The sequence below is a fragment of the Pseudomonas sp. AIG genome (assembly GCF_977020205.1).
Window position 1 is genome coordinate 17,529 of sequence record NZ_CDROCK010000055.1, and the last position, 20,597, is coordinate 38,125.

Below are 20,597 nucleotides of genomic sequence, written 5' to 3' on the forward strand. Positions count from 1 at the left end.
CGCTCCGCGTTCCGCCTGTGAAATGTGACGCAGAGCGTCACGGGCGGCATTCCCACGCAGAGCGTGGGAACGATCAGTAATCATCCCCGCGATCGGTGATGTCCTTCTCGACCATCGGCGCATCCGGGTCCTGCCCCTCAGGGAATTTTCCCTTCAGATTCCACGCAAACGCGATGATTTCGGCGATGGTGCGATACAGCTCCTCGGGAATGCTGTCGCCCAGTTCCATCCGCGCCAGCAAGCGCACCAATTCGGCATTCTCGTAGATCGGCACTTCGCAATCGCGAGCGATGCGCAGGATTTCTTCGGCCAGTTCGTCATCACCCTTGGCGGTGAGGGTCGGGGCGTGGTTGCCGTCGTATTTGAGGGCGATGGCCTGGCGTGGGGCAGTGGAATCGTTCATGCGGTTTCGTCGACCCAGCGGTGTTCGAGACGGGTTTGGTTGCCCTGCGGCGGGGTGCCGAGATGGCAGTCGATGTCGCCAACGTTGAGTCCGCGATCGAGCAGGCGCTGACGCAGGGCGAACAGGTTGTTGCCGATCAGATCGGCGGTGTACGGCCGTTCGGCCCACAGTTGGCTGGACAGGCTGCCGGCGATCAGTTGCGCCTGAATCTGCATCGGCCCGAGCGGCTCCATGTCGAATGCCAGATCGACGCGCCACAGTTGCTGTTTGGGCTCGCGTTCCTCGCGACGTTCGTTCGGTTGTGGCTCTCGCTCCGGCGCTTCTTCACGCTGGAACTTGACCTGCAACGGTACGATGTCTTGCAGGTTGCGCATGGGGATTTCCAGTTGCCAGGTGCTGAGCAGGCGCCCGTCGTCGGTTACGCCGGTCTGTTCAAGACTCGACAGTTGGTGGCTTTGCAGGCGCGATACCGCAGCGGCGGCGAGGCGCAACAACTGTTCCAGATCGCCTTCGCCGTCCAGGCTTTGCAGCAAACGCTCGGGCAGCGGGAAGCTGCTCGGCACCGGTTTGGCGCTGACCTGGCCGAGCATGCCTAGGGCGTTGCGGACGAAACTCGGCAGCGCTTGCGCCAGGGTGTTGGCGGCGATGATCGCGTTGAAACTGGTGCTGCTCGGCAGGCCCGGGGTCAGTTGTGCGATCAGCTTGAGCAGATCGGCTTTCATGTCAGCGGCCAGCGTCGGGGTTTGTCCGGTCAGCAGTTTGGCTTCGAGGAACACGCCGCTGTTGGCCAGCGCCAGTGCCACGCCTTTGGCGGTACTCAGTTGCTGCACGTCCGGGAGGCTGGCGAGCAATTTGTCGACCACCGCGCGCAAATCCTGCGAGGTCTGATCGGTATCGCTCGGCAGATTCTGCAACGCGTTCAGCAACCCCGTCAGGGATGCCTGACGACTTTGCTGGCCGAGCAGTTGCTGACTCACGGCCAGTTGTTCCTGGCGGCTGCTCATCGGCAGGAATTTCAGGGTTTGCGAGTCTTCCACCAGCGCCGAAAGCAAGGTGCCGATGCGCAGCGGCTGCGGACTGTCGATGGTCAGTGTGCTGCCGCTCTGCACAGTGTTGAGCAGGCTGACCAACGAGCGGAACACCGCTGCCTGCCCCGGCGTCTGCGGCAGCGCCTGCGAGGTCAGCACCTTGCCTTGCAGCAGTGTGCCAACCGGCAATTGCGCGGTGTCGATGCGGGTGAGGGCGGCGACGCTGCTGGCAATCGCCTGCTGCACGGTAATCGCCAGGTTGCCCGCCGAGGGCTGAGTAATCGCCAGGCTGGTGCCTTGGGGCAGCGGCAGATTGCTGGTCGCTTGCACGGTGGTCTGGCGGCCGCTGTCGAGCGTCACCTTAAGCAGCAATTGAAAGGTTTGATCCGCCTGCTTGAGCGACAACACCTCAGCCTTGGCGCTTTGCCCGGCGCCGATCAGGCCTTCGACCGGGGTCAGCAGCTTGAGCAGCTCACCGACCTGCGGGCGAACGGTCGCCGGGGAGGTGGGCGGGAGCGGGAGGATGTTCATTTCGCCTGTCATACGCGGACACAACCTGAGGAAAATGCACTCTTGAGAGTAAGGCACGGCATGTATAATGCCGCCCGTCTTGCGCTTCGAATAAAAAACATAGCAATTGTTTGACCCAGCTCTCTAGATCGAGCCGTCAATGCATCTATGCTGCATCTCTTTAACGGCCGCGCCAGAGCCGACTTGAACCGTATAAGGCCCGTGATCCCTTGACCAGTCCTGTCCTGCAAACCGTTGCCCTCGCGTGTGAACGTGATCTGCGGCTGCTCTTCGAAAATCTCGAATTGAGACTGGCCAGTGGCGATATGGTGCAGATCAGCGGCCCCAACGGCAGCGGCAAGACCAGCCTGTTGCGTCTGTTGTCCGGGCTGATGCAGCCGACCGCCGGGCAAGTCCTGCTCAATGGCCAGCCGCTGACCGAACAACGCAGCGAACTCGCACGCAACTTGCTGTGGATCGGCCACGCCGCCGGGATCAAGGATTTGCTGACCCCGGAAGAAAACCTCTCCTGGCTCTGCGCCCTGCATCATCCCGCTGAACGCGACGCCATTTGGCAAGCCTTGGCAGCAGTAGGATTGCGCGGTTTTGAAGATGTTCCCTGCCACAGCCTGTCCGCCGGTCAGCAACGTCGCGTGGCGCTGGCGAGGTTGTATCTGGACAGCCCACCGCTGTGGATTCTCGATGAGCCGTTCACTGCCCTCGATAAACAAGGCGTGGCGCAGCTCGAAGAGCATCTGGCCGGACACTGCGAACGCGGTGGTCTGGTGGTCTTGACCACGCACCACACGCTGAGCCGGATGCCGGCCGGTTATCGCGACATCGATCTGGGGAACTGGGCAGTATGAGTGTGTTTGGCCTGCTGGTTGCCCGTGAATCCCGACTGCTGTTTCGCCGCCCGGCGGAACTGGCCAATCCGCTGATTTTCTTTGCCATCGTCATTGCTTTGTTCCCGCTGGCCGTCGGCCCGGAAACTCAAGTGTTGCAAAACCTGTCCCCGGGGTTAGTCTGGGTGGCGGCGCTTTTGTCGGTCCTGCTCTCGCTGGACGGGCTTTTCCGCAGTGATTTCGAAGATGGCTCGCTGGAACAGTGGGTCCTTTCGTCGCACCCGCTACCACTTCTGGTATTGGCCAAGGTGCTGGCACACTGGCTTTTCTCCGGCCTGGCACTGGTTTTGCTCTCACCGTTGCTGGCGTTGATGCTCGGTTTGCCTGTCGCCTGCCTGCCGGTTTTGTTGCTTTCGTTGCTGTTGGGCACACCGGTACTGAGCTTGCTCGGCGCGGTGGGCGCGGCACTGACAGTCGGTTTGAAACGTGGCGGCCTGTTGCTGGCGCTGCTGATTCTGCCGTTGTACATCCCGGTGTTGATCCTCGGCAGTGGCGCCTTGCAGGCAGCCCTCCAAGGCATGCCGGCGACCGGGTATCTGCTGTGGCTTGGTAGCCTGACCGCCCTGGCGATCACCCTGACACCTTTTGCAATAGCTGCTGGCCTGAAGATCAGCGTCGGCGAATAATGAGGTCTGGTTAAAATTTAACCAGCAAAGACCCTGAGACTGCTCACACCGATGAGCGGCACCCGTGATGGAAACAGTATGAACTGGACCTGGTTTCACAAGCTCGGCTCGCCCAAGTGGTTCTACGGCATCAGCAGCAAGTTTCTGCCGTGGTTGAGCATCGCAGCGTTGCTGTTGATTGGCGTCGGCGTCGTTTGGGGCCTGGCCTTTGCGCCGCCGGATTATCAGCAAGGCAACAGCTTTCGCATCATCTATATCCACGTACCTGCCGCGATGCTCGCTCAGTCGATCTACGTGATGCTGGCGGTGTGCGGTGTTGTGGGGCTGGTGTGGAAGATGAAACTGGCCGACGTCGCCCTGCAATGCGCCGCACCGATTGGCGCGTGGATGACCGCCGTGGCGCTGGTCACCGGGGCGATCTGGGGCAAACCGACGTGGGGCTCGTGGTGGGTCTGGGACGCGCGCCTGACCTCGATGCTGATTCTGCTGTTCCTGTATTTCGGTGTGATCGCGCTGGGCAATGCCATCAGCAACCGCGACAGCGCCGCCAAGGCCTGCGCGGTGCTGGCCATCGTCGGTGTGATCAACATCCCGATCATCAAATACTCGGTCGAGTGGTGGAACACCCTGCACCAGGGCGCGACCTTCACCCTCACGGAAAAACCGGCGATGCCGGCGGAAATGTGGCTGCCACTGCTGCTGACGGTGCTGGGTTTCTACTGCTTCTTCGGCGCCGTGCTGTTGCTGCGCATGCGTCTTGAAGTGCTCAAGCGCGAAGCCCGCGCCAGTTGGGTGAAAGAAGAAGTGCAGCACAGTCTGGAGGCCGCTCGATGAGTTTTGCTTCATTCGGCGACTTCCTCGCCATGGGCCATCATGGCCTGTATGTCTGGTCGGCCTACGGCATCTGTCTGGCGGTGCTGATCCTCAACGTGGTGGCGCCGATTGCGGCCCGCAAGCGCTATCTGCAACAAGAGGCGCGTCGGTTGCGCCGGGAGAACGGCAAGTGAATCCGCTGCGCAAGAAACGTCTGATCATCATTCTGGCCATTCTGGTCGGGGTCGGCGCTGCCGTCGGCCTGGCCCTCAGCGCCCTGCAGCAGAACATCAATCTGTTCTACACGCCGACCCAGATCGCCAACGGCGAAGCGCCACAAGACACGCGCATCCGCGCCGGCGGCATGGTCGAGAAGGGCTCGCTGCAACGTTCGCCGGATTCCCTCGACGTCAAATTCGTTGTCACCGATTTCAATAAATCCGTGACCATCGCCTATCGCGGCATCCTCCCGGATCTGTTCCGCGAAGGGCAGGGCATCGTCGCCCTCGGCAAGCTCAACGCTGACGGCGTGGTCGTCGCCGATGAAGTGCTGGCCAAGCACGACGAGAAGTACATGCCGCCGGAAGTGACCAAAGCCTTGAAAGACAGCGGGCAGTCCGCACCCACACCTGCGAAGGAGGGTTGATCGATGACCTCGGCGATTTTTATTCCTGAGTTGGGCCACCTGGCGATGATTCTGGCGCTGTGTTTTGCCCTGGTGCAGGCCGTGGTGCCATTGATCGGTGCCTGGCGCGGCGACCGTTTCTGGATGAGTCTGGCCCAGCCCGCCGCGTGGGGGCAGTTTGCTTTTCTACTGTTTGCGTTCGGCATTTTGACCTACGCGTTCATGACCGACGACTTCTCCGTCGCCTATGTCGCGAACAACTCCAACACCGCGTTGCCGTGGTATTACAAATTCAGCGCGGTGTGGGGCGCCCACGAAGGATCGTTGCTGTTGTGGGCGTTGATCCTCGGCGGCTGGACCTTTGCCGTGTCGGTGTTCTCCCGGCAGTTGCCGCAAGTCATGCTGGCGCGGGTGCTGGCGGTGATGGGCATGATCAGCACCGGTTTCCTGCTGTTCCTGATCCTGACGTCCAACCCGTTCAAACGCATCCTGCCGCAGATGCCGAGCAATGGCGCTGACTTGAATCCACTGTTGCAAGACATCGGCCTGATCGTTCACCCGCCGATGTTGTACATGGGTTATGTCGGCTTTTCGGTGGCGTTTGCCTTCGCCATTGCGGCGTTGATGGGCGGTCGTCTCGATGCCGCGTGGGCACGCTGGTCGCGTCCTTGGACCATCGTCGCCTGGGCCTTCCTCGGCATCGGTATCACCCTCGGTTCGTGGTGGGCGTATTACGAACTCGGCTGGGGTGGCTGGTGGTTCTGGGACCCGGTGGAAAACGCTTCCTTCATGCCTTGGCTGGTCGGCACCGCGCTGATTCACTCGCTGGCGGTCACGGAAAAACGTGGCGTGTTCAAGAGCTGGACGGTGTTGCTGGCGATTGCCGCGTTTTCGCTGAGCCTGCTTGGGACTTTCCTCGTGCGCTCCGGCGTGCTGACCTCGGTGCACGCGTTTGCCTCGGATCCTGAGCGCGGCGTGTTCATCCTGATTTTCCTGTTGTTTGTCGTCGGCGGCTCGCTGACGTTGTTCGCCCTGCGCGCACCCGTGGTCAAGAGTCAGGTCGGCTTCAACCTGTGGTCGCGGGAAACCCTGCTGCTGGGCAACAACCTGGTGCTGGTCGTTGCTGCGTCGATGATTCTGCTCGGCACGCTGTACCCACTGATTCTTGATGCCCTCAGTGGCGCGAAGATGTCGGTCGGCCCGCCGTACTTCAACGCGCTGTTCATTCCGTTGATGGCGTTGCTGATGATGGTGATGGCGGTCGGTGTGATCGTCCGTTGGAAAGACACCCCGGTGAAATGGCTGGCCGGCATGCTCACGCCTGTGCTGCTCGGCAGCGTCGCGCTGGCGGTGGTGGCCGGTGTCGCTTACGGTGATTTCAATTGGGCGGTGATCGCAACCTTCCTGCTCGCCGCGTGGGTGTTGCTCGCCGGTGTTCGTGACATCGTCGACAAGACTCGCCACAAAGGCCTGATCAAAGGCCTGCCGACGCTGACCCGCAGCTATTGGGGCATGCAGATCGCCCACCTCGGCATTGCTGTTTGCGCGCTGGGCGTGGTGTTGTCGAGCCAGAACAGTGCCGAACGTGATTTGCGTCTGGCGCCGGGCGAGTCGATGGACCTGGCCGGTTATCACTTTATCTTCGAGGGCGCCAAGCACTTCGAAGGACCGAACTTCACCTCCGACAAGGGCACCATTCGGGTGATCCGCGACGGCAAGGAAATCAGTGTGCTGCACCCGGAAAAGCGCCTGTATACCGTGCAGAGTTCGATGATGACCGAAGCCGGCATCGATGCCGGTTTCACCCGTGACCTTTACGTCGCCCTCGGCGAACCGCTGGAAAATGGCGCGTGGGCCGTGCGCGTGCACGTCAAACCGTTCGTGCGCTGGATCTGGTTCGGCGGCTTGCTCACAGGTGTGGGTGGCTTGCTGGCGGCGCTGGATCGACGTTATCGGGTCAAGGTGAAAGCCAAGGTGCGTGAAGCCCTGGGCATGACGGGAGCGGCTGCATGAGACGTTGGTTGATGCTGGTGCCACTGGCGATTTTCCTGCTGGTGGCGGTGTTTCTGTATCGCGGTTTGTACCTCGATCCGGCGGAGCTGCCGTCGGCGATGATCAACAAGCCGTTCCCGGCGTTTTCCCTGCCAAGCGTGCAGGGCGACAAGAACCTGACCAAGGCTGACATCCTCGGCAAACCGGCACTGGTCAACGTCTGGGGCACATGGTGCATCTCCTGCCGGGTCGAGCATCCGGTGCTGAACAAACTGGCCGAGCGCGGCGTGGTGATCTACGGCATCAACTACAAAGACACCAACGCCGATGCGTTGAAGTGGTTGAGCGAATTTCACAATCCGTACGTGCTGGACATCCGTGATGACGAAGGCTCGCTAGGCCTGAATCTCGGTGTGTATGGCGCGCCGGAAACCTTCTTCATCGACGCCAAGGGCATCATCCGCGACAAGTATGTCGGCGTGATCGACGAGCAGGTCTGGCGTGAAAAACTCGCGGCCAAGTATCAGGCGCTGGTCGATGAGGCCAAGCCATGAAGCGCTTTTTAGCTGCTGCCGTGTTGGGCTTGAGTCTGGTCGGTGTCGCCCATGCGGCCATCGATACTTACGAGTTCGCCAAAGAAGGTGATCGCGAGCGTTTCCGTGAACTGACCAAGGAACTGCGCTGCCCCAAGTGTCAGAACCAGGACATCGCCGACTCCAACGCGCCGATTGCCGCGGACTTGCGCAAAGAGATTTTCCGCATGCTCGGCGAGGGCAAGGACAACCAGCAGATCATCGATTTCATGGTCGATCGCTACGGTGATTTCGTCCGCTACAAACCGGCGCTCAACGCCAAGACCGCGCTGCTGTGGTTCGGCCCGGCCGGGCTGCTGCTCGGTGGTGTCGTGGTGATCGCGGTGATCGTTCGCCGTCGTCGTGGCCAGCGTGCCGAGACCCCGCAAGCGCTGTCCGTCGAAGAACGTCAGCGCCTCGACCAACTGTTGGATAAAAACCAAGAATGATTGATTTCTGGCTTGCCGCAGGGCTGTTGCTTCTGGTCGCCCTGAGTTTTCTGCTGATCCCGGTGCTGCGTGAACGTCGCGCCCAGCGTGAAGAGGATCGGACTGCTCTGAACGTGGCGCTGTATCAGGAGCGTGTCGCCGAGTTGCAATCGCAGCAGGCTGAAGGCGTGCTCGATGCTGCACAAATGGACAGCGGTCGTGCTGAGGCTGCACGTGAGTTGCTGGCGGATACTGAGGGTGTCAGCGCGCCACGGGTTTCCCGACTGGGCAAACCGTTGCCGCTGCTGGCGGCGGTGTTAGTGCCGGTGCTGGGCTTGGGCCTCTATATGCACTTCGGTGCTGCCGACAAAGTCGAACTGACGCGCGAATTTGCTCAGGCACCGCAGTCGATGGAAGAGATGACCCAGCGTCTGGAGCGTGCCGTCGCGGCGCAACCGGATTCTGCGGAAGGTTTGTACTTCCTCGGCCGTACTTACATGGCTCAGGAACGCCCGGCGGACGCGGCGAAGATGTTCGAACGCGCTGCCAACCTTGCCGGTCGTCAGCCGGAACTGCTCGGCCAGTGGGCGCAGGCGCAGTACTTTGCTGACGGCAAGAAGTGGTCGGCGAAAATTCAGGCGCTGACTGATGAAGCGCTGAAGGCTGATCCGAAAGAAGTCACCAGCCTCGGTCTGCTCGGCATCGCTGCGTTTGAAGGCGAGCGTTATCAGGAAGCCATCGATTACTGGAACCGCTTGCTCGCGCAACTGCCGCCGGACGACAACTCCCGCGCCGCGCTGCAAGGCGGGATCAAACGCGCCGCCGAGCGTCTCGAGGCCAGCGGCGGCAAAGTCGCTCAGGCACCGCAAGCCGCGAAAGCTGCGCTGTTGAAAGTCAGCGTCGATCTTTCCAGCGAACTCAGAAGCAAAGTGCAACCGGGCGACAGCGTGTTCATCTTTGCCCGCGCGACTTCCGGCCCGCCGGCACCGCTGGCCGCCAAGCGTCTAACCGTGGCCGATCTACCGGTGACCGTCGAACTGGGCGATGCCGACGCAATGATGCCGCAGTTGAAACTGTCGAACTTCCCTGAAGTCCAACTGGTTGCGCGCATCTCCCGCGCCGGCCAGCCAACGGCCGGTGAGTGGGTCGGTCGCAGCGGCCCTCTGGCCAGCAGCACCACTGCGCTACAAAAACTGACCATCGACAGCCCGGACCAATAGCCGGACACAACAGGAAAGCACCGCCATGCACACCATCGCCCGAATCACAGTCCTCACACTGGCCCTGGGCTTGAGTGCATGTGCGGTGCAACGACCGGAACCGACCACCAACCTGCCGCCGATCCCGCCGTCGCAACCGAGCCCGACCCCGTCGACCTCACCAACGCCCGGCAAAAGCATCCCGGCGAAACCGGCCAAACCCGTCCCGCGCACCTCGGCCAGCTTCGCACCGCCACCGGGCGGCAACAGCCACTGGGACCAGAAACTCGGCGTCTACGTCCTCGACGACCAGACCAACACTTTCTACCGCCAGCGCACCTACTACCGCTGGAACAACGGCTGGAGCCGCTCGGTCAGCCCCAACGGCCCGTGGGAAGACACCAACATCCACGGCGTGCCACCGGGGTTGGGCAAGCAGTTCGGGCAGTAAATGGAAACGGCGATCTTTGGATCGCCGTTTTGTTGTCTGTCGTTTGTGCTGAGTGCTTCAGAGAATGGCACGATAACCTTCAAGCGCTTGGACCGACTGGGTCAATCCTTGTCGTTGCAGTAAGCGCAAAAACGACTCGACATCCATCGCTGGCGTTTTCAGTTGTTTTCGCTGCTTTTGGGCGGCAGCGACAACTGCTGCCGAATCAAGATGGAACAGGTTTTCGACGAACTCATCGGGATGCTGTGCTTCGATACCAAAAGGGGCGAGCTGCGTATCGGGAAAGTCTTTCAAGTTGAACGTCACGATGACGCCTGCACCACAGCGAATGGCTGCCGCCAGTACATGACGGTCATCCTGATCGGGCAATGACAATCCGTTGACCAGTTCTTCGTAGTCGCAGACGCAAGCTTCGGGGATCGCGCGGTCCATCAAATCAGACGTGCGATCCAGTTGTTCCATGGTCAGGTCAGTGCGGTTCTTCAATAAATTGCGTTTCCATTCGCTGTGAATCTCCTTTGTCCATCGTGCCCGGAACCGCCCGGAGAGAGCTAACCACATCAGAAAGTCTCTCAGTGGGGCGGGGTACAAAACACATGCATCGTATACAGCCGTGAAAGAGGAATGCCTCACTCGTATCCTGTCCTTAGTGCCTGTGCCTGCTCTGCGAGAAGCGCCATTGCCTGTTCGCTGGCGGTGTCTCGCCGGGTTTTATAATCCATCAGATCGGCAAAGCGCACACGTCGGTGCTTGCCGGTTTTGTGGTAGGAAATCTCGCCACTTTCCAGCAGTTTAATCATGTGCGGGCGTGAGACATTGAGCAGGTCAGCGGCTTCCTGAGTGGTCAGTTCGGCATGAATCGGCACCACCTTGACGGCATTGCCTTCTGCCAGCGCCGCTAGAATATCGACTAGCAGGCGCAAGGCTGAGGTCGGCAGTTCGACGCGGTGCGCTTCATTTTGCTCGTCGAAAATCTGGATGTGCTGGGTTTCAAATTCAGTCGCCAAGTAAGCGGCCAAGGCACGCTGGCCTTCGATGGCGGCTTTGACTTCGCGCTCTAGGGGGAGGTTGATGGGGGGATGAACAGTGATCGACATGATTTTTCCGGCATTTGATAAGGAATGCAGGAACGTTATTCGAAATAAACGAAAATCGCAATAAACGAAACTTTCTCGGTGGCGTTGAAGTATTCCCAATTTGGTTGAGGGCTTTGTGGGAGTGGGCTTGCTTCCACAGGGGAGGTTTAATCGGGAATTCTTGTGGTGCAATCAATCACATGTTGTAAGACAACCGGACGTTGCTCTGCGCATTTCTGTGATTTAGTAAAGATAACTCTAGGGTTGTTTTTTAATAGGCCAAGGCATGGAGGCGGTTGGTGCAAAACAAAGGAGATCCGTAATGAAATATCCAATCTGCATCGAATGGGGCGACGAGAACACTGCTATCGGTATCCAGATCCCCGATATTCCTGGCGCCGTGACTGCAGGGGATAGCTTTGAAGATGCCTACAATGCGGCCGTTGCAATCGCGCACATCATGCTGCAGGAGATGGCAACAGTTGGCGACGCGATTCCTATGCCGACATCTGCCACCGCGCACCGTAGTAATCCAGAGTTTGCCGACATGGGCTGGGGCATGCTGGAGCTGGATATCTCGCCCTATCTCGGCAAGACCGAAAAGGTCAACGTAACGTTGCCCGGCTATGTGATTCAGCGAATCGACCGTTATGTGCGCGAGCACAACGTCAAAAGCCGCTCCTCCTTTCTGGCGGATGCGGCGATGGAAAAACTGGTTCGATATTAGGCCTCATCCCTCCCCCAGGCTAAATGAATAACCTGTGGGAGCGAGCCTGCTCGCGAAGCTTTTGACGCCTTACGCCGTCGCCAATGAACCACGCTGCGAAACACTCAAAAACCGCAACAACGCCAACAGCGGAAACACACTCCCGACAATCACGATCCACAACCAGCCGCCATGCTCATACACCGCACTGGCCACCGACGAACCAAACGCGCCGCCGATAAAGATGCTGGTCATGTACAGCGCGTTCAGACGACCACGGCTTTTTGCGTCCAGCGAGTACACCGCGCGCTGACCGAGGACCATGTTCATCTGCACGCAGAAGTCGAGGACCACGCCGGTTACGGCCAGGCCGATGACGCTGTAGGCCGGATGAATGAACGCCGGCAGGAAGCTCAGGCTGGCAAATATCATCGCCAGCAGCGAAGCGATGCGGGTGTGGCCAGCGTCAGCCAGACGTCCGCTGATCGGCGCGGCGATGGCACCGATGGCGCCGACCAGGGCGAAGATCGCGATCTCGCTTTGCGACAGGCCATGGTTACGCGCCAGTTCCAGCGGCACGGCGGTCCAGAACAGGCTGAACGTGGCGAACATGCAGCCCTGATAAAACGCGCGCTGACGCAGCACCGGTTGTTGGCGCAACAGCGTCCACAACGAGCCGATCAGTTGGCCGTAGGTGGCGCTATGATCCGGTTGGCGCTTGGGCACGGTCAGCGCCAGTACCACGCTGATCGCCGCCATCAATGCGGCGGCAATCATGAACATCGCCCGCCAGCCCAAATGGTCGGCCACCACGCTCGACACCGGCCGTGCCAGCAGAATGCCCAGCAGCAAGCCGCCCATGATCCCGCCGACCACCCGGCCACGGGATTCTTCCGGTGCCAGATGCGCCGCCAATGGAATCAGGATCTGCACCGACACCGAACTGAAGCCCACCAGTAACGAGATCAGCAGGAACACGTTCGGCTGATCGGTAAACGCTGCTGCCAGCAGGCTGGCAATCGCCACCACGGTGGTGATGATCATCAACCGGCGGTTCTCCAGTAGATCGCCCAGAGGCACCAGAAAGAACAGGCCCAGCGCATAGCCAATCTGCGTCAGCGAGACGATGAAACTGGCCATGGTGTCGGAGAGGCCGATGTCCGGCGCGATCAGGCCGATGATCGGCTGTGCGTAGTAGATGTTGGCAACGATGGCGCCGCAGCAGAAGGCGAACAGCAGCACCATGCCTCGGGTCATTGCGTGAGTGGTGGTGGTCATAAGGTTTCTCGATCCAGCGAAAGGGGGATGCGGTGAGGCTAAGGATTAATCCGCATGGGCAGAAGGTGCCAGCGGTTGATATCAGCTATTCCGTTGCGGAATGACTGGCGGCTGTCAGCCTGTTGTCCATCGGCGGACCTTGCGTCCGACCGTTGTGAGTCGATGATACATTCACTTACATCCTGTTCGATAGCGTGCTTATGTTTGCATCGGCTTGTTCAACATTGATGACCGGAGGATTGCAATGTTTCGTCAGCAGCTTCGCCACACCGCAACGATTGTCCTGATCAGCCTGCTCGGCGCGATGAGCGTGCAGGCCGCCGATGCTCCGGGGATGCGCCTCGGCGTGCGCGGCGAGATCACCGGGGTCAGCTCCGACAGCTTGAAAGTCCACGTCAACAGTGGTGAGAACGTGGTGATCCAGTTAACTGGCGACACCAAGGTTCGCGCCGTCACTCTGGCCAATATCGAAGACATCAAACCCGGCAGCTACATTGGTTCGGCGGCCATGCCCCAGGAAGATGGCACGCTCAAGGCGCTGGAAGTGCATGTGTTTCCGCCGGAGCTGGCGGGTAGCGGCGACGGGCATCGACCGTTCGATCTGGCCAAGGGCAGCAGCATGACCAATGGCAGCGTCGGCGATCTGGTGGTGAGCAACGGGCGGGTGCTGACGGTGAACTACAAGGGCGGGCAGCAGAAGATTCTGGTGCCGGAGGATGTGCCGATCGTCAATCTGGTGCCCGGGGATCGGAGTTTGCTGAAGGTCGGGGTGAAGATTGTTACGTTCGTCACGCAGGGTGCGGATGGCACGCTGACGGCACAGGCGATTTCTGCGGGTAAGGATGGGATGACGCCGCCGATGTAAAAGCCCCTCACCCTAACCCTCTCCCGGAGGGAGAGGGGACTGACCGAGGTGTCTGGCGTTATACATCGACCTGAAAGACTTGCAGCGATTATGGATTCACAGCAGCACTTTCAGGTCGGCAAATCTTTTGAGCATCCCACGGTCGGCCCCCTCTCCCTCCGGGAGAGGGCTGGGGTGAGGGTAAGGCGTCCACAAAAAAGGCGACCTCTGAGAGTCGCCTTTTTCATCACGGCTTAAACCTTACTGCCCGCTATAAATCTGATCGAAAACCCCACCATCATTGAAGTGCGTCTTCTGCACCGTACGCCAGTCACCAAACGTCTTCTCCACCGAGAGGAAATCAACTTTCGGGAAACGATCGGTGTACTTCGCCAGCACCGCCGGGTCACGCGGGCGCAAATAGTTCGCCGCCGCAATCTCCTGACCTTCCGGCGACCACAGGTACTTCAGGTATTCATCAGCGGCTGCACGCGAGCCTTTCTTGTCGACCACTTTATCGACCACGGAAACCGGCGGCTCGGCCTCAGCCGAAACGCTCGGGTAGATCACTTCGAACTGATCACGACCAAATTCGCGGGCAATCATTTCCGCTTCGTTTTCGAAGGTCACCAGCACGTCGCCGATCTGGTTGGTCATGAACGTGGTCGTCGCGGCACGGCCACCGGTATCCAGCACCGGCGCTTGCTTGAACAGTTTGCCGACGAAGTCCTTGGCCTTGTTCTCATCGCCACCGTTCTTCAGCACATAACCCCAGGCCGACAGGTAGGTGTAGCGGCCGTTACCCGAGGTTTTCGGGTTTGGCACGATCACTTGCACGCCGTCCTTGAGCAGATCCGGCCAGTCTTTCAGGGCTTTCGGGTTGCCTTTGCGCACGATGAACACAGTGGCCGAAGTGAACGGCGCGCTGTTGTTCGGCAGGCGGGTGACCCAGTTTTCCGGCACCAGTTTGCCGTTGTCGGCGAGGGCGTTGATGTCGGTGGCCATGTTCATGGTGATGACGTCAGCCGGCAGGCCGTCGATCACCGAACGCGCTTGCTTGCTCGAACCGCCGAAAGACATCTGCACGGTGATGTTTTCGTTGTGCTCGGCTTGCCAGTGTTTCTGGAACGCAGTGTTGTAGTCCTTGTAGAAATCACGCATCACGTCGTAGGAAACGTTAAGCAGCGTCGGGGCTGCCTGAGCGATGTTGGCCAAGGCCAGGCCGGCGGCGAGAAGTGAGGCGCCAAAGAGTTTTTTCACTGCGCATTCCTTGTTTTATCTATGTAGAAGCAGGGGGTGATGTTCAATTGCCACTGACTATAACGGGGCGCGCATAGTCGTTTAAAGATTAAAAAGCTCTTTGCTTATTCCAGTTTCTTGAACAGTGCATTGCCGCATCGCGAGCAAAACGCGGCGCCGTGTTCATGGCTGTTTTTCTTGCACACCGGGCAGTCGTGTTGCAGTTGTTCACCGCGCATGGCGTTAGCCAGCTCGGCGGTGAAAATACCCGTCGGTACAGCGATGATCGAGTAACCGGTGATCATCACCAGCGACGAAATCACCTGACCCAGCGGGGTCTTCGGCACGATGTCGCCGAAGCCCACCGTGGTCAACGTGACGATAGCCCAATAGATGCCTTTGGGAATGCTGGTGAAGCCGTGTTCCGGGCCTTCGATCACGTACATCAGGGTGCCGAACACCGTCACCAGGGTGCAGACGCTGACCAGAAACACCACGATCTTCTGCTTGCTGCCACGCAGCGCCGACATCAGGTAATTGGCTTGCTTGAGGTACGGGCTGAGCTTGAGCACACGGAAGATCCGCAACATCCGAATGATCCGAATGATCAGCAGGTACTGCGCATCGCTGTAATACAGGGCGAGGATGCCGGGCACGATCGCCAGCAAATCCACCAGCCCGTAAAAGCTGAAGGCGTAGCGCAACGGCTTGGGCGAGCAGTACAGACGCAGAATGTACTCGCCGAGAAAGATGATCGTGAAGCCCCACTCGATGTAGGCCAGCACGTCGGCGTAGTTCTGGTGAATGCTGTCGATACTGTCGAGCATCACGATCACCAGGCTGGCGAGGATGATCAACAGCAGAATGCCGTCGAAGCGACGCCCGGCGCGGGTGTCGCTCTGGAAAATCATGACGTAAAGCCGTTCGCGCCAACTGTTGCTGCTGTCCATGGATAACGCCTGAATCGAAGATCAGCGCAGCCTAGGTTGATTCTCCCCATGAGCGCAAGGCGCACGCTCGACGACGGTTTTGCCGAGCATCTGAATCCCGGCGCGGATCAGCCAGCCGGCGAGGATGAAGGGCGCGGTCAGGGTCGCAAGGCCAACCGCTGCAAACAGCGGTGTGACCAGCAGCGCGAGTACGATGCCAAGCAGCGGCAACCACGGTTGTTGACGTTGCGAAGAGAAGGCGAGGGCAGCGAGCACGGCGTTATAGCTGCCAAGGCCTGACAGCGCAGCGCTGGTTTCGTGGTGCAGCAGGCTGGAGCCGAGACCGATCGCCGAGGCCAGCATCGCCCAGCAAAACGCGCGGCGATCGGCGATCAGCAATCCCATGGCGATCAGGGCGCCGGCCAGTGGATGACCGAGGAACATCACCTGGCCGAAACCGCGCAGTTCGGCGCCGAGCAGATTCAGCGTGTTCATCTCGATGTGTGACATCGGCGCCGACGGTTCGGTGAACAGTAGAAGAATCCAGCTCATGGCCACGAACGGCAAGGTGTAGGCCGGTATGGCGCGGCTGCTGTAGACGTGTTTGAGCCATTGCTGCGTGGCCATCGCGCTCAGTCCGCCGGCTGCGAGAATCAGCGGCGGCAGCATTGGCGACCATGGGAAATACAGGCTCAGCAGCAGGCCGAGCAAGATGCCGTTGTAGCTGAACAGTCCAGCCTGGCGATCGGCCTTGGCGTAGTTGCGCCGTTGCGCGGTGAGCAAACCGGCGACGGCACCGAGCAGCGCACCGGCGAACAGCACCGGTGCCGTCAGCAGAATCGCCAACAGGCACAGCAGGCCGCACAGCGGATGGCGCTGGAGGAATATTTGACTGAAACCGTTGAGCAAAGCCTCGGCCCAGTCGGGGCAGTGGGTGTTGAAATGATTGGCAGGCATGGCAGTTCATTCGGTACTGATCGTTCCCACGCTCTGCGTGGGAATGCCTCAAAGGACGCTCTGCGTCTGCTCTTGGGACGCAGAGCGTCCCGGGCCGCATTCCTTTGCTGCGCGTGGGAACGATCATAGTGGGCGGTTAAATCAATGTTTCGATCCGCAGCGAGTTGGTCGATCCAGGCTGCCCGAACGGCACACCCGCAGTGATCAGCAGCGTGTCGCCGCGCTCGGCCATACCCTGCGCCTGGGCGATTTCCAGCGCGGTCGAGCAAACCTCATCAACCTGACGCAGGCGATCGTTGACCACCGAATGAATCCCCCACGCCACGCTCAAACGCCGCGCGGTCTGCAGGTTCGGCGTCAGGTTGAGAATCGGCGCTTTCGGCCGTTCCCGCGCCGCACGCAGACTCGATGCACCGGACTCGCTGTAGTTGACCAGCACCGCCACCGGCAGCACGTTGCTGATGCGACGGATCGCGCAACTGATCGCATCGGAAACGGTCGCTTCAGCTTTCGGCCGACTGACGTCGAGCTGAGTCTGATAATCCGGGCCGTTTTCCACCTGACGAATGATCTTGCTCATCATCTGCACGGCTTCCAGCGGGTACTCACCGGAGGCGGTTTCTGCCGACAGCATCACCGCATCGGCGCCTTCGGCCACGGCGTTGGCAACGTCGGTCACTTCGGCGCGGGTCGGGGCAGGGGAGAAACGCATCGACTCGAGCATCTGCGTCGCCACCACCACCGGTTTGCCCAGCTCACGGCAGGTGGTGATGATGTTTTTCTGAATCTGCGGCACGCTTTCGGCAGGTACTTCAACGCCGAGGTCTCCGCGAGCCACCATGATCGCGTCGCTCAGTTCAGCGATTTCACGCAGTTGCTCGACGGCGGAAGGCTTCTCGATTTTCGCCATCAAAAAGGCTTTGTCGCCGATCAGTGCGCGGGCTTCGATGATGTCTTGCGGGCGTTGCACAAACGACAGCGCGACCCAGTCCACACCCAGCTCCAGACCGAAGCTCAGGTCACGGCGATCCTTGGCGGTCAGCGGGCTGAGGTCGAGCACCGCTTGCGGCACGTTGACGCCTTTGCGGTCCGACAGTTCGCCACCGTTGAGCACGGTGGTGTCGATCGCGTCGTCGTACTTGGTCACTACGCGCAGACGCAGTTTGCCGTCGTCGAGCAGCAGATCCATGCCCGCTTCCAGCGCGGCAATGATTTCCGGATGCGGCAGATTCACCCGGCGCTCATCGCCCGGTGTCGCGTCCAGATCCAGACGGAACGCTTGCCCACGATGCAGCTGCACTTTGCCGTCAGCGAACTTGCCGACGCGCAGTTTCGGCCCCTGCAAGTCCATCAGAATGCCCAGCGGGTAGTTGAGCTGGCGCTCGACTTCGCGGATCCACTGATAGCGCTTGGCGTGGTCGGCGTGATCGCCGTGGCTGAAGTTCAGGCGGAAGATATTCACCCCGGCCTCGACCAGTTCGCGGATGTCTTCGATGCCATCAACAGCAGGCCCGAGGGTGGCGAGGATTTTGACCTTTTTATCAGGCGTCATGATTTGCAGCTCTCAAGGATCAGAATGGCGCGGAAGTCGTTGACGTTGGTGCGGGTCGGCTCGGTGACGATCAGCGCGTCGAGCGCCGCGAAATAGCCGTAGCCGTTGTTGTTATCCAGTTCATCGCTGGCGCTTAAGCCAAGGGCGGCGGCGCGGGCGTAGCTGTCCGGGGTCATGATCGCGCCGGCGTTGTCTTCCGAGCCGTCGATGCCGTCGGTGTCACCGGCCAGGGCATAAACCCCGGGCTGGCCTTTGAGGCTGTCGGTGAGGCTGAGGAGGAATTCGGCGTTGCGTCCGCCACGGCCATTGCCGCGCACGGTGACGGTGGTTTCGCCGCCGGAGAGAATCACGCACGGCGTTGCGAGTGGCTGGCCGTGATTGATGATCTGACGAGCGATGCCGGCGTGGACTTTCGCCACTTCACGGGATTCGCCTTCGAGATCGCCGAGGATCAGCGTACTGAAACCGGCCTGACGGCATTTCACCGCAGCGGCATCCAGCGATTGCTGAGGGCGGGCGATCAACTGGAAGTGACTGCGTGCCAGGCTCGGGTCGCCGGGTTTGACGGTTTCCGATTCCGGGCTTTGCAACCAGTTGCGTACTGACGCCGGGATCTCGATGCCGTAGCGCTTGATGATCGCCAGCGCTTCAGCGGAGGTGCTTGGGTCAGCCACGGTCGGGCCGGATGCGATGACCGTGGCGAGGTCGCCCGGTACATCGGAAATCGCGTAGGTGTAAACAGTGGCAGGCCAGCAGGCCTTGCCCAGACGTCCGCCCTTGATCGCCGAGAGGTGCTTGCGCACGCAGTTCATCTCGCCGATGGTCGCGCCGGATTTGAGCAGGGCTTTGTTGATCGACTGCTTGTCGGCGAGGGTGATGCCTGCGGCCGGCAACGCCAGCAGGGCAGAGCCGCCACCGGAGAGCAGGAAGATCACGCGGTCGTCTTCAGTCAGATTGCTGACCAGTTCGAGCACGCGTTTGGCCACGGCCAGACCGGCAGCGTCCGGCACCGGGTGCGCGGCTTCGACGACTTCGATTTTTTCGCACGGGGCGCCGTGACCGTAACGGGTCACCACCAGGCCAGACACGTCACCCTCCCAGCAGCGCTCGACCACTTGTGCCATGGCGGCGGCGGCTTTGCCGGCACCGATGACGATCATCCGGCCGCTACGATCGGCAGGCAGATGGGCTTCGAGGACTTGGTTCGGATGGGCCGCGTCGATGGCTGTGGCAAACAGCTCGCGCAGCAGTTGTTGCGGATCGACCGACATGGCGGGCTCCCGGAATTCTTGTTATTCGAAAGGGCGGTAGAGATCCCTGTGGGAGCGAGCTTGCTCGCGAAAGCGGTGGATCAGTCAATATCCATGTCGACTGACACGCCCTCTTCGCGAGCAAGCTCGCTCCCACAGGTTTTAAGCGGTGGGGCAGTGGCTTATTTGTTGTCGCGAATCGAGAAGTTGGCCATGTGTTCCAGACCCTTGATCAGCGCCGAGTGGTCCCAGTTGCTGCCACCGATGGCCGCGCAGGTGCTGAACACTTGCTGGGCGTTGGCGGTGTTTGGCAGGTTGATGTTCAGCTCTTTGGCGCCTTGTAGGGCCAGGTTCAGGTCCTTCTGGTGCAGGCTGATGCGGAAGCCTGGATCGAAGGTGCCTTTGATCATGCGCTCGCCGTGCACTTCAAGAATCTTCGAGGAAGCAAAACCACCCATCAGTGCTTCACGCACCTTGGCCGGATCAGCACCGTTTTTCGAAGCGAACAGCAGGGCTTCAGCAACGGCCTGAATGTTCAGCGCGACGATGATCTGGTTCGCCACTTTGGCGGTTTGACCGTCGCCATTGCCACCGACCAAAGTGATGTTTTTGCCCATGGCCTGGAACAGCGGCAGAGCGCGTTCGAAGGCATCGGCGTCGCCACCGATCATGATGCTCAGGGTTGCGGCTTTAGCGCCGACTTCACCGCCGGAAACCGGTGCGTCGAGGTACTGCGCGCCTTTCTCGTTGATCTTCGCAGCGAAGGCTTTGGTGGCAGTCGGCGAGATCGAGCTCATGTCGATGACGATTTTGCCTTTGCTCAGGCCAGCGGCAACGCCGTCGGCGCGGAACAGTACGTCGTCGACCTGTGGGGTATCCGGGACCATGACGATGATGAATTCAGCTTCCTGCGCCACTTCGCGCGGGTTGGCCAGGGCAACGGCGCCGGCGGCCACCAGATCGGCCGGGGCGGCGTCGTGGTGCGCCGACAGGAACAGGCTGTGACCGGCTTTCTGCAGGTTCGAAGCCATTGGGTGGCCCATGATGCCGGTGCCGATAAATCCGATTTTAGCCATGAGAAAATCCTCTTGTTTTTGTCTTGCTCAAGCAAATAGGGGAGCTGCTCTGTGTGGGAGTGAGCTTGCTCACGAATGCGGTGGAACATTCAATATCCGTGTTGACTGAACCACCGCATTCGCGAGCAAGCTCGCTCC

General features: G+C 60.3%; 23 protein-coding genes. 12 read left to right on the forward strand and 11 right to left on the reverse strand.

Annotation, left to right across the window (positions count from 1 at the left end):
• Window positions 1-73 precede the first annotated feature (73 nt).
• A complete protein-coding gene (locus ACWR1S_RS25450; protein WP_426618061.1) occupies window positions 74-403 on the reverse strand; it encodes an EscU/YscU/HrcU family type III secretion system export apparatus switch protein in 330 nt (109 codons plus the stop codon).
• The gene (gene fliK, locus ACWR1S_RS25455) at window positions 400-1,974 is read right to left on the reverse strand and encodes a flagellar hook-length control protein FliK (RefSeq protein WP_454565418.1); all 1,575 of its coding nucleotides are present in this window, start codon (window positions 1,972-1,974) and stop codon (window positions 400-402) included. The genes ACWR1S_RS25450 and fliK overlap by 4 nt, the downstream gene beginning before the upstream one ends.
• 197 nt (window positions 1,975-2,171) lie before the next feature.
• On the opposite strand from fliK, the gene ccmA reads away from it, so the two are divergent.
• From ccmA to ACWR1S_RS25505, 10 genes are all read left to right on the forward strand, one after another.
• The gene (ccmA, locus tag ACWR1S_RS25460) at window positions 2,172-2,807 is read left to right on the forward strand and encodes a cytochrome c biogenesis heme-transporting ATPase CcmA (RefSeq protein WP_034151524.1); all 636 of its coding nucleotides are present in this window, start codon (window positions 2,172-2,174) and stop codon (window positions 2,805-2,807) included.
• The gene (ccmB, locus tag ACWR1S_RS25465; RefSeq protein WP_034151525.1) at window positions 2,804-3,472 is read left to right on the forward strand and encodes a heme exporter protein CcmB; all 669 of its coding nucleotides are present in this window, start codon (window positions 2,804-2,806) and stop codon (window positions 3,470-3,472) included. Before ccmA ends, ccmB begins: the two co-directional genes overlap by 4 nt.
• A gap of 78 nt (window positions 3,473-3,550) precedes the next feature.
• Entirely contained in the window at window positions 3,551-4,306 is a 756-nt protein-coding gene (locus ACWR1S_RS25470; RefSeq protein ID WP_016987487.1) for a heme ABC transporter permease, read from the forward strand.
• Entirely contained in the window at window positions 4,303-4,479 is a 177-nt protein-coding gene (gene ccmD, locus ACWR1S_RS25475) for a heme exporter protein CcmD (protein WP_003222944.1), read from the forward strand. Before ACWR1S_RS25470 ends, ccmD begins: the two co-directional genes overlap by 4 nt.
• Window positions 4,476-4,931 (forward strand): cytochrome c maturation protein CcmE, encoded by a 456-nt coding sequence (gene ccmE / locus ACWR1S_RS25480; RefSeq protein WP_034151526.1) that lies wholly within the window; start codon window positions 4,476-4,478, stop codon window positions 4,929-4,931. The genes ccmD and ccmE overlap by 4 nt, the downstream gene beginning before the upstream one ends.
• 3 nt (window positions 4,932-4,934) lie before the next feature.
• Window positions 4,935-6,923 (forward strand): heme lyase CcmF/NrfE family subunit, encoded by a 1,989-nt coding sequence (locus ACWR1S_RS25485; RefSeq protein WP_454565419.1) that lies wholly within the window; start codon window positions 4,935-4,937, stop codon window positions 6,921-6,923.
• Window positions 6,920-7,456: a DsbE family thiol:disulfide interchange protein gene (locus ACWR1S_RS25490; protein ID WP_454565420.1), complete on the forward strand. Its 537-nt coding sequence runs from the start codon at window positions 6,920-6,922 to the stop codon at window positions 7,454-7,456. Before ACWR1S_RS25485 ends, ACWR1S_RS25490 begins: the two co-directional genes overlap by 4 nt.
• Window positions 7,453-7,923: a cytochrome c-type biogenesis protein gene (locus ACWR1S_RS25495; RefSeq protein ID WP_454565421.1), complete on the forward strand. Its 471-nt coding sequence runs from the start codon at window positions 7,453-7,455 to the stop codon at window positions 7,921-7,923. Before ACWR1S_RS25490 ends, ACWR1S_RS25495 begins: the two co-directional genes overlap by 4 nt.
• Entirely contained in the window at window positions 7,920-9,122 is a 1,203-nt protein-coding gene (ccmI, locus tag ACWR1S_RS25500) for a c-type cytochrome biogenesis protein CcmI (RefSeq protein WP_454565422.1), read from the forward strand. Before ACWR1S_RS25495 ends, ccmI begins: the two co-directional genes overlap by 4 nt.
• Before the next feature lie 25 nt (window positions 9,123-9,147).
• Complete coding sequence (locus tag ACWR1S_RS25505; protein WP_016987493.1) at window positions 9,148-9,552, forward strand: hypothetical protein; 405 nt, start codon at window positions 9,148-9,150, stop codon at window positions 9,550-9,552.
• A 57-nt stretch (window positions 9,553-9,609) separates the two neighbouring features.
• Here the strand turns inward: ACWR1S_RS25505 and ACWR1S_RS25510 are convergent, their stop codons facing one another.
• Window positions 9,610-10,185 carry a PIN domain-containing protein gene (locus ACWR1S_RS25510; RefSeq protein WP_454565423.1) on the reverse strand — a complete coding sequence of 192 codons (576 nt, stop codon included), beginning with the start codon at window positions 10,183-10,185 and terminating at the stop codon, window positions 9,610-9,612.
• Window positions 10,182-10,649 carry a helix-turn-helix domain-containing protein gene (locus tag ACWR1S_RS25515; RefSeq protein WP_454565424.1) on the reverse strand — a complete coding sequence of 156 codons (468 nt, stop codon included), beginning with the start codon at window positions 10,647-10,649 and terminating at the stop codon, window positions 10,182-10,184. Before ACWR1S_RS25515 ends, ACWR1S_RS25510 begins: the two co-directional genes overlap by 4 nt.
• Window positions 10,650-10,950: 301 nt before the next feature.
• On the opposite strand from ACWR1S_RS25515, the gene ACWR1S_RS25520 reads away from it, so the two are divergent.
• On the forward strand, window positions 10,951-11,355 hold the full coding sequence (locus ACWR1S_RS25520) for a type II toxin-antitoxin system HicB family antitoxin (RefSeq protein ID WP_454565425.1): 405 nt from the start codon (window positions 10,951-10,953) through the stop codon (window positions 11,353-11,355).
• A gap of 69 nt (window positions 11,356-11,424) precedes the next feature.
• On the opposite strand, the gene ACWR1S_RS25525 is transcribed toward ACWR1S_RS25520, so the two are convergent.
• A complete protein-coding gene (locus ACWR1S_RS25525; protein WP_454565426.1) occupies window positions 11,425-12,612 on the reverse strand; it encodes an MFS transporter in 1,188 nt (395 codons plus the stop codon).
• A gap of 244 nt (window positions 12,613-12,856) precedes the next feature.
• Here ACWR1S_RS25525 and ACWR1S_RS25530 point away from each other — a divergent pair, with 244 nt between their 5' ends.
• Window positions 12,857-13,477, forward strand: a complete 621-nt coding sequence (locus ACWR1S_RS25530; protein WP_454565427.1) for a hypothetical protein — start codon at window positions 12,857-12,859, stop codon at window positions 13,475-13,477.
• Between the two features lie 240 nt (window positions 13,478-13,717).
• On the opposite strand, the gene ACWR1S_RS25535 is transcribed toward ACWR1S_RS25530, so the two are convergent.
• The 6 genes from ACWR1S_RS25535 to ACWR1S_RS25560 form a co-directional block, all read right to left on the reverse strand.
• Window positions 13,718-14,716, reverse strand: a complete 999-nt coding sequence (locus ACWR1S_RS25535; RefSeq protein WP_034151535.1) for a sulfate ABC transporter substrate-binding protein — start codon at window positions 14,714-14,716, stop codon at window positions 13,718-13,720.
• Window positions 14,717-14,820: 104 nt separating this feature from the next.
• Complete coding sequence (locus ACWR1S_RS25540; protein WP_007919942.1) at window positions 14,821-15,645, reverse strand: ion transporter; 825 nt, start codon at window positions 15,643-15,645, stop codon at window positions 14,821-14,823.
• Window positions 15,646-15,666: 21 nt separating this feature from the next.
• Window positions 15,667-16,581 carry an urea transporter gene (locus tag ACWR1S_RS25545; RefSeq protein ID WP_454565428.1) on the reverse strand — a complete coding sequence of 305 codons (915 nt, stop codon included), beginning with the start codon at window positions 16,579-16,581 and terminating at the stop codon, window positions 15,667-15,669.
• Window positions 16,582-16,717: 136 nt separating this feature from the next.
• Complete coding sequence (pyk, locus tag ACWR1S_RS25550) at window positions 16,718-18,133, reverse strand: pyruvate kinase (protein WP_116032412.1); 1,416 nt, start codon at window positions 18,131-18,133, stop codon at window positions 16,718-16,720.
• On the reverse strand, window positions 18,130-19,404 hold the full coding sequence (locus tag ACWR1S_RS25555) for a glycerate kinase type-2 family protein (protein ID WP_454565429.1): 1,275 nt from the start codon (window positions 19,402-19,404) through the stop codon (window positions 18,130-18,132). The genes pyk and ACWR1S_RS25555 overlap by 4 nt, the downstream gene beginning before the upstream one ends.
• A 161-nt stretch (window positions 19,405-19,565) precedes the next feature.
• Window positions 19,566-20,459 carry a 2-hydroxy-3-oxopropionate reductase gene (locus tag ACWR1S_RS25560; protein ID WP_007919937.1) on the reverse strand — a complete coding sequence of 298 codons (894 nt, stop codon included), beginning with the start codon at window positions 20,457-20,459 and terminating at the stop codon, window positions 19,566-19,568.
• Window positions 20,460-20,597 lie beyond the last annotated feature (138 nt).

Coding starts and splice junctions, on each gene's coding strand:
- ACWR1S_RS25450 (WP_426618061.1), bottom strand. CDS start 403: ATGAACGATTCCACTGCCCCACGCCAGGCCATCGCCCTCAAATACGAC.
- fliK (WP_454565418.1), bottom strand. CDS start 1,974: ATGACAGGCGAAATGAACATCCTCCCGCTCCCGCCCACCTCCCCGGCG.
- ccmB (WP_034151525.1), top strand. CDS start 2,804: ATGAGTGTGTTTGGCCTGCTGGTTGCCCGTGAATCCCGACTGCTGTTT.
- ACWR1S_RS25470 (WP_016987487.1), top strand. CDS start 3,551: ATGAACTGGACCTGGTTTCACAAGCTCGGCTCGCCCAAGTGGTTCTAC.
- ccmD (WP_003222944.1), top strand. CDS start 4,303: ATGAGTTTTGCTTCATTCGGCGACTTCCTCGCCATGGGCCATCATGGC.
- ACWR1S_RS25485 (WP_454565419.1), top strand. CDS start 4,935: ATGACCTCGGCGATTTTTATTCCTGAGTTGGGCCACCTGGCGATGATT.
- ACWR1S_RS25490 (WP_454565420.1), top strand. CDS start 6,920: ATGAGACGTTGGTTGATGCTGGTGCCACTGGCGATTTTCCTGCTGGTG.
- ACWR1S_RS25495 (WP_454565421.1), top strand. CDS start 7,453: ATGAAGCGCTTTTTAGCTGCTGCCGTGTTGGGCTTGAGTCTGGTCGGT.
- ccmI (WP_454565422.1), top strand. CDS start 7,920: ATGATTGATTTCTGGCTTGCCGCAGGGCTGTTGCTTCTGGTCGCCCTG.
- ACWR1S_RS25505 (WP_016987493.1), top strand. CDS start 9,148: ATGCACACCATCGCCCGAATCACAGTCCTCACACTGGCCCTGGGCTTG.
- ACWR1S_RS25515 (WP_454565424.1), bottom strand. CDS start 10,649: ATGTCGATCACTGTTCATCCCCCCATCAACCTCCCCCTAGAGCGCGAA.
- ACWR1S_RS25520 (WP_454565425.1), top strand. CDS start 10,951: ATGAAATATCCAATCTGCATCGAATGGGGCGACGAGAACACTGCTATC.
- ACWR1S_RS25525 (WP_454565426.1), bottom strand. CDS start 12,612: ATGACCACCACCACTCACGCAATGACCCGAGGCATGGTGCTGCTGTTC.
- ACWR1S_RS25530 (WP_454565427.1), top strand. CDS start 12,857: ATGTTTCGTCAGCAGCTTCGCCACACCGCAACGATTGTCCTGATCAGC.
- ACWR1S_RS25540 (WP_007919942.1), bottom strand. CDS start 15,645: ATGGACAGCAGCAACAGTTGGCGCGAACGGCTTTACGTCATGATTTTC.
- ACWR1S_RS25545 (WP_454565428.1), bottom strand. CDS start 16,581: ATGCCTGCCAATCATTTCAACACCCACTGCCCCGACTGGGCCGAGGCT.
- pyk (WP_116032412.1), bottom strand. CDS start 18,133: ATGACGCCTGATAAAAAGGTCAAAATCCTCGCCACCCTCGGGCCTGCT.
- ACWR1S_RS25555 (WP_454565429.1), bottom strand. CDS start 19,404: ATGTCGGTCGATCCGCAACAACTGCTGCGCGAGCTGTTTGCCACAGCC.
- ACWR1S_RS25560 (WP_007919937.1), bottom strand. CDS start 20,459: ATGGCTAAAATCGGATTTATCGGCACCGGCATCATGGGCCACCCAATG.